Here is a 12,457-nt window from a genome sequence, read left to right on the forward strand (position 1 = left end):
CCAAATTTTCTTTATCCGATTACCTTCATTAAAGGATCTTTTTCATCAATACTTCCGATTGATTCTGCATTAACATCGACATAGTCATTATAATTAGCTACAATAATAGGAGTTACCGTGTCATAGCCAGCTTTTTTAATCTGTTCTATGTCGAACTCAACCAACAGATCGCCAGCCTCAACATGTTGACCTACTTCAACGTGAGTCTCAAAATGTTGACCATTCAGTTTAACGGTATCTATGCCAATATGAATCAATATTTCTGCTCCACTGTCAGCCACAACAACAATGGCGTGTTTCTTCTTGAAAACAGTCGCGACCGTACCTTTCACAGGTGACACCGCTCTTCCTGTAGTGGGTCTAATTGCAATTCCTTTGCCCATCATACCAGCTGCAAAGGCAGGATCACTGACTTGCGAGAGTTCTACCACTTCTCCATGAATAGGACTAAGAATAGGTTGAACACGATCTGGATTATTAAATTGTACCGTTACGGGTGCTCTAGGATCACTCTCTATCGTCCCTGTAATTGTATTATTCGAAGAGACGGCTACAGCTTCTTTTCTCTCTGGAATATCTTCGAATCCAATAATGAGTGTCAGAACAAAACCAACAACAAAACTAACTGCACAGCCGATCAAGAAATACAGGAATGTGGAACCGAAGAAAAATGGTAACCCTGCAATCGGCCCGGTACCAATTCCCGTGGCACCAACTTTAAACCATCCCATTACTGCACTGCCCAGGCCTCCAGCAATGGCAGCTGCGATCAACGGTTTTTTTAACTTAACGGTTACACCGTAAAGAGCAGGTTCGGTAATCCCGATAATGGCATTCAGTGCTGCTGTTCCAGCTACAGCCTTGAATTCTTTGTTTTTGGTTTTCAAATATACCGCAAGAGTCGCCCCTGCCTGACCCGAATTGGCTGCAACTGCAATCCCCATTATATAGTCAACACCATACTTAGAAAGGGATTGGAACATGACTGGCAAGAACCCGTAATGCATACCTGTGATGACAATCAGCGGATAAAATCCTCCGAGAAGAAGCCCCGCTAGCCATCCATAGTTCATGTATAGTGAAATAAATCCGACGGCGATTCCATTTCCTATGAGTGTACCAGCAGGTCCAAGCGCAATAAGAATGATAGAAGAAACAATCAACAATGTAAGCAGTGGCAAAAAGATAGACTGAAGAACCTTAGGAATGATACGTTTTAAAACCTTTTCCACATAAGACATAAACCACACGCCCAGAATAATGGGTAATACAGACGATGCGTATATGACTGAAGTAATCGGGATGCCAACTAGGGTGACAGGTGATTCACCGTTCAAAAGAGCACCTAAGTTAGGATGAATCAAAACACCCGCAATCGCCCCAGCGACATATTGGTTAGCATTAAACTTTTTCGCCGTACTAAAAGCAAGAAGGATAGGCAAGAAATAAAAAGCCGCATCAGCGAATACAGATAGCAACTTATATGTGCTACTTTCCAAAGATACGAGTTCAAAAGATGAGAGTAATGTGATAATCCCTTTAAGTAATCCCGCCCCGATGATTGCTGGAATGATTGGAGCAAAAATACTTGAGATGACATTAAAGAAGGAATTGAGAATCCCTTTGAAGCCTTTCGAACCTGATGCAGAACTACTATCATCCGCAACTTGACGGTTACCCAGTAATTTTATAAATTCGCTGTGAACATCGGATACCTTATCCCCAACAATAATTTGAAATTGCCCCCCATTGACTGTCGCTCCCATAACACCCTGTATAGCCTGAATACCAGCTTTGTCTGCTTTCTCATTGTCTTTAAGGGTAAGACGCAATCGAGTTACACAGTGAGTTACATCTTTTACGTTTTCTTCTCCACCTAATAAAGGCAGTATTTCTCGTGCAATTTTCTGATTGCTCATGCTGATCCCCCCGGGATTTTAATGAAAAACGGAAACAAAAAAAGACCCAAATTCAACCAACTTACGCCCCGCGGTAGTCGTAAGTTCGTTAGAATTTAGGTCTTGCCTGCTCGAAGCAGTTACAATCCTACTTATCCTAAAGAATTATTCGGTTTGTGAATATGAACATAATTTAGCACGTACTTTGGAATCTGTCAACGCTTACATCAGGTGTAAAGATCTCAACTCCTGTTGACCACTCTTTCAATATGGATCGTCAAATAGAGTAATTCGTCCTTGTTTAAGAGATAATCATAGCTTAGCTTGATGTATTCTTTGATTTTCCAGGCACATTCATAAGATGGCTTATACTTTTCTTTCACAATATTTAGCAATTCCTCATCTTTACTTTCCGTCATAATTTTATTAAACATCCGCTGGGAAAAAAATTTGAGATGAGTTACGAATCTGAAATAGTTAAGCGATTCTTCATCCAAATCAATTCTGAATGTATATTGAACAATGTTTAGGATTTCCTTAATTAATCTTGTGATATTTGCCGCTTCAGGTACATTTTCGTTCATTTGAGCATTAACGATATGGAGGGCAATAAAGCCAGCCTCATCTTCAGGGAGTTCCACACCAAGACGCTCTTTAATTATGGACAGAGCTTCCATGCCGATTCCAAATTCCAATCTATAGAATCGTTTTATTTCCCAAAGGAGTGCATTATGAATATCTATCCCTTGTTGATGACGTTCGATTGTAAAATTAATATGATCGGGAAGCGAAATATATATGCTTTCATTCAGTTTTCGATTCGTTTTCTGCATAGCATAGTTAATAATATCTTCTGTAAGCGACATAACCTCCAACGATATTTTGTTTAATAACGTCTTTAGTCTATCGGTAAGTTCCTTATTCTCAAGGCTAAATACTTTTTCAATTTTGGACTTATCAACGGTGTCGCCTTTTTTCTTTTGAAAAGCAATCCCTAAACCCATAATCACCAATTCCTTGTTGTCTTCATTCATCGCCGTGATCACATTATTGTTGATCACTCTTGAAATCAACATGAATATCCCCCCAATGTTCAAAAAGCATCAAAAAAAGACAAGTCTCCATTGATCACTACGCTTGTCTGAATTGTATGTGATTCTAACATTTTGCTCAAATGAACGTCAATTATCAAATTCAATGTAAGGCTGTGTAGCCATCAACATTTTTGTTGTGCTGCACTTACTACGGACATGATTTTTTTAGCTAAAATAAGACTTCTCAGACAAGTAAGAGACAATTAATAGGCGTCCTACAAACCATATGAACCATATGTTGCAACTTTCCATGCCACCTGGCGAGGATTACGTCAACGCCAGATTTTTCTACTAACCTTTACCACTCTTAATATCATCCTCTGAAAGTCATAGTTAGTTCGAGCGAGGCATCACGAGTATGCCAGGGATGCTTTCCCGCTGCCCTTACTTGGCGGTACTTCCACTCAGAGAAATTTTATATATAGCGAATCAGTGTGATTAATCTACAACACCTCCAAGATTATTCCCGATCTCTCTCATAAATAGGGTATTATCTTGAAGGTGTTTAAATTTTTCCAACACTATGCAATTGTCTGTTACTTTCTGTTAGTTTCCCCAAGTTTAACTCTTCTTTATAGATAGACTATAAAAAACATAGCTATAAGCCCTTTTTTATTTCAAGCTTAGTCCGATTTATAGTAAAAGCCAATTGCAAAATAAAAAATACGTTCCTAAATACCCTATATAATGTGTTTATATATATTTTGTATACTGTATATAGTATATAAATTTAAAATAAGTCTAATTCTGTCTGGATGTTTCTTGACCATTATTTAATTGCGTACAGCATCTCTTCCCAAGCTGTTATCCCCCTTGAAAAGTCACTTTTAAATTAGAAAACCTATTAATTTATCTCCTTCAAATCACCAATACTGCTCTTAGAAAATCTAAACATAAAAACATGCCCCTGCTAACACTACTTAGAAATTAATCTCTCTTATTTAGGTGATACTACCTAATAGAGGTAATAGATATGGAATAACACATATTGGAGCACAATTTGCCTGAACTAGGTCATACGGAAGGGTTAATTATCTGTATTAACTGCTAAGCCATTTCCTAAGCAGCCTTATGGATGAGATGCATTTTCAACTTGCAGTAATGGGGATTTTAAACGTGGCGAATTATTCTAACTTGGGAGACTGTATTGCCACCCCATATTTTATAAACATATAACCTTATAAAATCATGTTTTATTAATTTCCATGTTTGATCTTCATTTGATACACGAAATCACTTCTAAATATCGTTCTTTTTCTTTCCCGTTCCATCAGCTAGAGTATATTCAAGAAATGAAAACTTGATTTCTAACATATCGTATCTCTTATTAAGTTCAAAGAACTCAAGACCATCAATTATAATCTTCTCTCTCTTATGGAAATTATAATTGAGGATAATTGACCAGGGCATGCACGGACAGATTCTTACGCCTTTCACCACTGCAGAGCAATAGCCCTTATTCACTTTTAATGAGATTGCTCCGTGGTCGTCTTTCGAGTTCTGCTAACTTTCCAAGGATATGAAAACACCCGATACGGTTGTGAGCCGACCGGGTGTTACGTGTCCAGGCAGAAAAATGTTACTTTAATTGGTTTTGAGGACCAAGTTTCAGATACGGATGCACGCAACCGGGCTGTAACCACTTCGTCGAATCAAGCCAATGCTTAACGAGTTCCGTCGTGAGATAATTAAAATTTGAATGATATCAATAGTTAACGTCTAAACATTCTCATTTCCCCAAATGCTTACTAGATCATTGATTTGAAGCGATACGACCCTTAGTTCTCCGCCAATGGCATAGAGTTCCAGCCCCCTGCTCTCCAAGTCCGGGAATATCATGTCTGAGATGATTGTTTCTCCATGATTTCCGAAGACCTCGACACTTGACCAATCCACGTAAATACTCAGTTGTACCCGTCCATGCTCTGGCTTCATAGGGGCCTTGTGTATTGCTGTGAAATCGGAATGAAAATCAATGGCGCTCGACTTCGTCCGATCGACGAACAACTCCCCATTCGAGCTATTGTATCCGATGATCGTCTCCTGATTAGAAGACTTCCGCACTTTGAACCCGAATTCCACGGCAGTGCTGATTTCAAATTCTGCAATAATTTCTGCCTTTGCAGCAGAGAAATCAGACAACACGTTCATACCTGGCTTAATCGTCAAGTCTTGCAGAGACAAAATTGGTTTTCTTAGCTGACTTAATTCACTTATGGGTGCTTGGATTAAGTGAAGTCCCTCCGGATAAGTCCTAAGCTGTAGCTCACGGGGAATTGACATCTTGCCCCGCCATTCCTCTGAAGGTAGCGTGGTACCATAACGCCAATTGTTCATCCAGCCGACCCAAATCTTTCGACCGTCCTCGTTTGGAATCCCATTCCAGGTCACGGCCGCGTAAAAGTCTGATCCGTAGTCTACCCATTTAATAGTATCGAAAGATTCCAACGTTCCATCCAGAGCAAATGCCTTACCGTCAAAGTTGCCTATGAAATACATCATGCCAGAACCACCTGCCGGTGGTTCCGGATCATCTGGATTCACACCATTTCTATCCCCGACACTTAGCATCAGAATCCACTTCGTGGTATTAGGATCCTCATCCACTTGGATTTGAAATATATCAGGACATTCAAATATCCCTCGGTGGATATGCGGAATGTCAGAACCGAATTCACTTGCAAAAGACCATTCTTTCAGGTTTGGAGATGTGTAAAATTCTACACGTTCTCTTACGGCAAGGACCATTATCCACATCGCCGATTCATCATGCCAAAACACCTTCGGATCACGAAAGTCTAGCGTTTCCATTGGGAATAAAACCGGGTTACCTTCATATTTTGTCCAGGTTCGACCTTTATCCCTGCTGTAAGCAATGCTTTGCACCTGCGGCTTGCCGGGCTGAGCCCTGTTGCCCTCATTCGTATAAATTGCAACCAATCCTGATCCTTCTTCGTTGAAAAATCCGCTTGTATTGTTCTTATCCACCACCGCACTTCCCGAGAAGATCGCTCCGTCCTCTCCAGGCGGAATTGCCGGTGAGAGTTCGTCCCAATGTATTAGATCCTTGCTTACCGCATGCCCCCAATGCATGCGGCCAAAGTCAGGCTGCGTATCATGGGGCGTATGCTGGTAGAACAGGTGGTACTCTCCTTCATAGTAAACCAAGCCGTTGGGATCGTTCATCCAATTTTTCTCAGGTGAATAGTGGAATTGAGGCCTGTATGTCTCCCTATAATAACTGTTTCGTGATCCTTTTCTGCTGCTACTGTCGCCCGTTAGGAACATGTCTTTAATGGTATCCACTCTCCTATTGATTGTTGATAAGGTGTTTAACAGCCCCAACCACCTTTTATATATTTCAGCCTTGATCTTTAAGATATCGGTCGTAGCCTTTCTGCTTGATTTCCAGCCATTTGTCTAGTCCCAGTCTGGACAGCTCGGCCTTATATTCCGCCCATTCTTCTTCCACTTTGCCTGTTTTGATCCATTCTGCCCGTTTGCGGTTAACGTAAGCAAACAAATCGGTTTCCAGTGTGGAGATCTGCTTCTGATCCTCCAGCGAGAAGAAGACTTTCGGGAAATTATGGTCAGCCTTCATATAAGGAACGAGTCTTTTCTTTATGAGCTCGAGCCGCCCCACTGCATCGTCGGGCTTGGTCGTTACTTTTCCGTAATATTCGTCAAGAATTGCCAATGGACCACCGATATTCGTTTTTTGACGCAGCTCGACTGGCGCAGTTCCCTTAAGCGGAAGATGCTTCAGCATATGACTCGCTTCATCGTATTCAAAAATGTTCTGCTGAGTTTTGTCGCCGTAGGTGCCCCAGTTGTCCTGTACGGACTGGATGGGTTCATACAGTTGGTCAATCCATTTTGCTGTAAGCTCAAGATTTTTGTTGTCACTGGTAATCACCATTCTCCCCCGGTCAAAGCCGAGATTGTTCGTGCGGGTCACATTGACTTCACCGCTTGGCCCCGCGAGCGGATTCATCAATTCATATTTATCGTTGTCTCCTGAAATGTTCGCCTTATCCCATTGAAAATAGAGACCATATTTTTCATTCTGTCCTTTAGCCAGATACGTATTGTAATCCTGCTCGAATGACTCTTCGTCAATGAGGTTCAGCTTATAAAGCTCATTAAGGTATTTGATCCCCTCTTTATAACCGTCCTGATCGGCAGTGAAGACCACTTTCCCCTCATTGGTCACTACAGTATGATCGCCGTTGTCCCCAAGACCAAATGATCCAAACAGAAAATTCAGGTCCTCATTGCCGTTATTGAGTATAAAGGACAGCGGGATTTCATCCGCCTGGCCATTTCCGTTAGGGTCGTCATTTTTAAATGCGAGCAGAACTTTTTTTAAATCCTCGGTGGTTTTTGGCATTTTAAGTCCCAGCTTTTTCAGCCACTCCACATTGATCCATGGCATGTCGTTTACAGAATGAATGCTCTCCTTCCCGGCCCCCAGCTCTTCAATCCAAGGAAAAGCATAAATATGCCCGTCCTGTGCAGTTATCATGGATTTGTACTCAGGTGCTTCCTTCAATACCTTCTGTAGATTCGGCATGTATTTATTAATCAAATCCTCCAGAGGGATAATGGTTCCATCCTGTCCGAGGTTCAACAAATCATAGTCGGAATAGCCGGCATCCAGTATGGCATCTGGAAGATCTCCACTGGCAACAGCCAGGTTTCTTTTTTCAATGAAGGAATCGGAGGTGAAGTTGGTAAAATCGATATGCACCCCTGTTTTTTCTTCCAGTCTTTTATAAATCAACTTTTCATTTGGATCGGAAGGTGCCAGCGGCGAGCTTTGAGTCATAAAATGCAAAGTAACTTTCTCTTTAAGCGGCAGAGTAACATTTTCCAGCTTGTAATCTTCGGATGCCGCGGAATTATTGCCTGAACCGCCACATCCGGCAAGCAGTGAAGTAGAAAGTACCAACACAGACAATGTTAGTAATGTTTTTTTCATCTCTATACCCCCGGTTTTTTATTTGATCGAACCTACCATGACACCCTTTTCGAAATACTTCTGGAAGAATGGATACATGACAATCAAAGGCAAACTTGATATGACAATGGCAGAGTACTTAATCATTTCAGACAATTTCTTAAGCTCCGCTTGTGCCATCGCATCGGCAATCATGCCGGGCTGAACCTGATTCTGTATCAAAATGGAGCGCAGTACCAGTTGAAGCGGAAACAGCTTCGGATCATCCAAATAAATCATGGCGTCGAAATAAGAATTCCACTGTCCGACAAAAGCGTATAAAGCTAGAACAAAAATAATAGGCTTGGAAAGCGGCAGAACGATTTTAAAGAAAATACTGAGCTCGGAAGCTCCGTCTATACTCGCCGCCTGGAACAGCTCTTTCGGAAGTCCCTGGAAATAAGTCTTTGCCAGAATAATATTGAATACGCTGATCGAGCCGGGCAGAATAATGGCCCAGACCGTATTCAACATGCCTAAATCCTTAATCACCAGATAGGTAGGAATCAGACCCCCACCGAAAAACATCGTTATCAGGAAAAAGATCATAATGGACCGTTTCCCTACCAACTCTTCAATCGCAAGCGGATAAGCCGCGAAGACGGAAAATAATACGGTTGCGAACGCAAAGGCTGCTGAATAAAAAATAGCATTAAAAAAACCGCGGATCATGGCACTGTTGCTTAGGATTTTGGCATATCCCGTGAGTGTCCAGTCTGATGATGTAATGGCAAACCCTTTGGTAATCAGGGTATTTGGAGTTAAAAAGGACGAAAGCACCACATAGACCAGCGGTAACAGAATAGCGAGAACAAAAAAACCAAGTAGAATATAATTGATAATGAGCAGAATCCGGTCCTTCCCGGTGTAATGAATATCCATAAATACCTCCTTCTTTAATACAGCCCTTCTCCTTCGTTCAGCTTCTTGACGACGGTATTTACGAAAATCAACAGGACTACATTAATTACGGAATTGAACAACCCGATTGCCGTAGAATAAGCATAATCGCCGGATTGCAACCCCACCTTGTATACGTAAGTCGCGATGATTTCCGAGGTTGGTGTGTTCAGAGCCGTCTGCATCAGGTAAGCCTTTTCATAGCCGATCGACATAATACCTCCTGCAGCGAGAATGAACAGGACGGCCATGACGGGTTTAAGAGCTGGCAGATCAATGTGGAAGATTCTCTTCATCAATGAAGCCCCATCAATTGTTGCAGCGTCATGCAACTGCGGGTCCACATTGGCTAAGGTGGCCACATAAATGATAGAGGACCAGCCCGCTGTTTGCCATATACCGGACAAAATATATACCGTTCGGAAATAGGCGGGATCAGTCATAAAAGAAATCGGCTTGCCGGTGAAGGTTGTTACCAAAGCGTTCACTATTCCAGCTGGCGATAGAAAAACAAACAGCATACCGGCAACAACAACAACCGAGATGAAGTTAGGTGCGTATACAATAAGCTGAATATTCTTCTTGAGCTTCGCTCCTCTGATCAGATTTAGCATTAAGGCCAGAATAATCGGTACTGGGAAACCGAGAATAAGACCGTAAGCGCTTAATTTAAGCGTATTCATTAAAATGTCATAAAAATTTGGTGATGAAAGAAAGCGCTGAAAATGTTCAAATCCAACCCATTCGCTGCCCATGATTCCTTTTCTTGGGCTGAAATTTTTAAACGCAATGATCGAGCCGTACATGGGAATATACTTGAAAATGACGGTAAGAATCATGGACGGAAGCAGAAACAAATACAATATATAATTTCGAACCATGTAGCTTAACCAATGGTTTCTTTTTTTTGTTTCTGAAGCCTTTAGTCCCCTTTTTTGAACGATCGAATTCCCCAATGTTTTCCCTCCTACTGTTCACGGCTTGTTATACGACACAAAATATAAGCCATGTTATGTCACCTCTCTGACATAATTCACCAAGATGTTTTCAAATACTTGCTTGTAATATCCACACCTCCAACAGAACTAGAATTTTACACATCCCCAAAATGAATGGGTTTACAATTTACATTTGAACACTTTTTACTCTTACAATTTAGCAGATGTATATTTAATTAGTCAATATATTTCGGGTGAATAAATTCATTCAAAAAGCATATTTCAAGATAATTATAATGTTTTTAGCAAAAATACATCAAAAACACACGATATAAATAAACAAATGTAAATTTTTATTGTTCATTTGAATAAATTCATTGTTAAAAACATGAAAATACTATATATTTAGAAATATGGAGAATCTTAATTCGGAGAATAAGGTGAACAAAATGACGAGAAAGTCAAAGGTTACGATACAAGATATCGCTGATGCCTTGGGGATTTCTAGAAACACTGCATCCAAGGCGCTTAATGGAGTAGAGAATATTCCTGCCGTAACGAGGGACAAGGTGATCAAAAAGGCAGTGGAGCTTAAATACAAACAATTTTCTTATATGGAAACAGCCTCTGAAAAACAGGGCAATATCGCACTTTTGACCTGTAATCTTCCCAATAGTTCACACTTTGGATCGCTACTGATCAGCGGGCTGGAGAAGGAAATCAGCAACCAGGGCTATACATTATCCATTTATTTTGTCCGTGAGAACGATATCAATTCGATGACCCTGCCCGGCAATTTCGAATCTTCGAATGTGGCTGGCATCTTCTGCATCGAAATGTTCAGCAAGGAATACAGCAAGATGATCACAGATCTTTGCATCCCAACCATTTTTATTGATTGCGCTGCGGATATGATGTATCCAGAATTGAAGGCGGATCTGGTATTAATGGAAAATGAACACAGCACATACTGTGTTACCCGGAAATTAATTAATCATGGCTATGAAAGCTTCGGTTTTGTAGGCGATTACAATCACTGCAAAAGCTTCAATGAACGCTGGACCGGATTTAATAAGGCCTTAGCTGAAGCAGGAATCGCCGTAGATCCTGCTCATAGCATTGTAGCGCCTGACCGCAACTTCTTTATAGAGGAGAACTGGATGGAACAGCAGTTGGATGCCCTGAGGGAGTGTCCCTCCGTCTTTATTTGTGCCAATGATTTCATTGCCATCAGCGTGATCAAATCTTTGAAAAACAAAGGGATTAAAGTTCCGGAAGATGTTGCTGTCTGCGGGTTCGATGATGCTTCGGAATCCCGGGTTGTCGAGCCTCATCTTACAACCGTGCATATTTATAGTAGTCAGATGGGTATTATTTCAGCCGAAATGTTATTGTCCAGAATCAAAGACAATAACATGCCATACCGAGTGACTCATGTTGCAACGGATATCGTATACCGGGACTCGACGCCTGTTCTAAACTAAATCTACCAAGAGGTGAATTAATGTGAAAAATGACGGAACGGTTCTTTGTGTGGGCGAGCTGCTTATTGATTTTTTCTGCACGGATATTGATGTCAATCTTGCCAAGGGTCAGCATTTCTCCAAGCAGGCCGGCGGTGCTCCGGCAAATGTAAGCGCAGCCGTAGCCAAACTCGGAGGAAAAGCGTCATTCTTGGGAAAAGTCGGAGCCGATCCCTTTGGCATGTACCTGAAGCAAACTCTGGATGAGCAGCATGTGGATACGTCCATGCTCCTTTTTGATCCGGCAACGCCGACTACACTGGCCTTTGTTTCCCTTGCCGCTAACGGCGAACGGGATTTCGTGTTCAACCGCGGAGCTGACCGTCAACTGTCTCTGCAGGACATTAATAGAGAATGGACCCGGCAGGCTGCCATTCTGCATTTTGGCTCGGCAACGGCCTTGCTCGCCGATCCTTTCCGAGAAGCGTATTTGTCTTTATTGGATGGAGCGAAGGCCAATGGGCAATTCACCTCCTTTGATCCCAATTACCGGGGAGACCTCTGGAAAGACAGGCAGGAGGAATTTATCACACTGTCCAGAAGAGGAATACACAATGCGGATTTGGTAAAGGTAAGCGAAGAGGAATTAAACATCATTACAGGGCTGGCTGACCGCGATGCTTCATTGGATCTTTTGCATGGGTTGGGAGCCAAGACGGTGGCAGTTACCTTAGGAAAAGAAGGAACCCTCATCTCAAGTGGTGCCTCCCGTTCGTTAATCGGCAGTATCGCTGTTAAATCGATCGACTCTACTGGTGCCGGAGACGCCTTCGTCGGAGCAATGCTGTATCAAATCAGCCAGTTGAGTCAGCCTAAGGCATTTACCTCTAACGCGAAGCAGCAGCAGGAATTTGTGACACTTGCCAATCAAGTTGGCGCCATCGTGTGCACTAAAGTTGGAGCGATTGCAGCCTTGCCGTCGTTGGAAGAAGTTAATCGTTTCGTAGCGCAAGGTTGAATCAAGGAATGAAGCGTAAGAACTGCAAAAGGTGTCCGACGATCTCTAAGGTTGCTGGACACTTTTTTATGTAGTGATCCGTCGTTCATTGGAAAGATGCTGCTGATCAGGGCACCTTCCAATGAATGACGAAAAGCTTGGTCGATG

8 protein-coding genes are annotated in these 12,457 nt (G+C 41.9%); 2 read left to right on the forward strand and 6 right to left on the reverse strand.

Features of this window, described 5'->3' with window-relative positions; translation table 11 throughout:
• Positions 1–11: 11 nt before the first annotated feature.
• The 6 genes from MHB54_RS26785 to MHB54_RS26810 all read right to left on the reverse strand — a co-directional run bounded on the left by MHB54_RS26785 (position 12) and on the right by MHB54_RS26810 (position 9,772).
• Entirely contained in the window at positions 12–1,919 is a 1,908-nt protein-coding gene (locus MHB54_RS26785; RefSeq protein ID WP_053325476.1) for a beta-glucoside-specific PTS transporter subunit IIABC, read from the reverse strand.
• A 221-nt stretch (positions 1,920–2,140) separates the two neighbouring features.
• Positions 2,141–2,974, reverse strand: a complete 834-nt coding sequence (gene licT, locus MHB54_RS26790) for a BglG family transcription antiterminator LicT (protein ID WP_023988677.1) — start codon at positions 2,972–2,974, stop codon at positions 2,141–2,143.
• 1,737 nt (positions 2,975–4,711) lie between these two features.
• Positions 4,712–6,280 (reverse strand): glycoside hydrolase family 32 protein, encoded by a 1,569-nt coding sequence (locus MHB54_RS26795; protein WP_264454835.1) that lies wholly within the window; start codon positions 6,278–6,280, stop codon positions 4,712–4,714.
• A 73-nt stretch (positions 6,281–6,353) separates the two neighbouring features.
• Entirely contained in the window at positions 6,354–7,973 is a 1,620-nt protein-coding gene (locus tag MHB54_RS26800; protein ID WP_023988674.1) for an ABC transporter substrate-binding protein, read from the reverse strand.
• A gap of 18 nt (positions 7,974–7,991) precedes the next feature.
• Complete coding sequence (locus tag MHB54_RS26805) at positions 7,992–8,873, reverse strand: carbohydrate ABC transporter permease (RefSeq protein WP_028541253.1); 882 nt, start codon at positions 8,871–8,873, stop codon at positions 7,992–7,994.
• A 14-nt stretch (positions 8,874–8,887) separates the two neighbouring features.
• Positions 8,888–9,772, reverse strand: a complete 885-nt coding sequence (locus MHB54_RS26810; RefSeq protein ID WP_264454836.1) for an ABC transporter permease — start codon at positions 9,770–9,772, stop codon at positions 8,888–8,890.
• Between the two features lie 506 nt (positions 9,773–10,278).
• Here MHB54_RS26810 and MHB54_RS26815 point away from each other — a divergent pair.
• Together MHB54_RS26815 and MHB54_RS26820 are read left to right on the forward strand one after the other, a co-directional pair.
• A complete protein-coding gene (locus tag MHB54_RS26815; protein ID WP_264453754.1) occupies positions 10,279–11,313 on the forward strand; it encodes a LacI family DNA-binding transcriptional regulator in 1,035 nt (344 codons plus the stop codon).
• Between the two features lie 22 nt (positions 11,314–11,335).
• Positions 11,336–12,310, forward strand: a complete 975-nt coding sequence (locus MHB54_RS26820) for a carbohydrate kinase family protein (protein ID WP_023988671.1) — start codon at positions 11,336–11,338, stop codon at positions 12,308–12,310.
• The last annotated feature ends 147 nt before the right edge of the window (positions 12,311–12,457 follow it).

The organism is Paenibacillus sp. FSL M7-0802 (assembly GCF_038004945.1).
Lineage (GTDB): Bacteria > Bacillota > Bacilli > Paenibacillales > Paenibacillaceae > Paenibacillus > Paenibacillus polymyxa_B.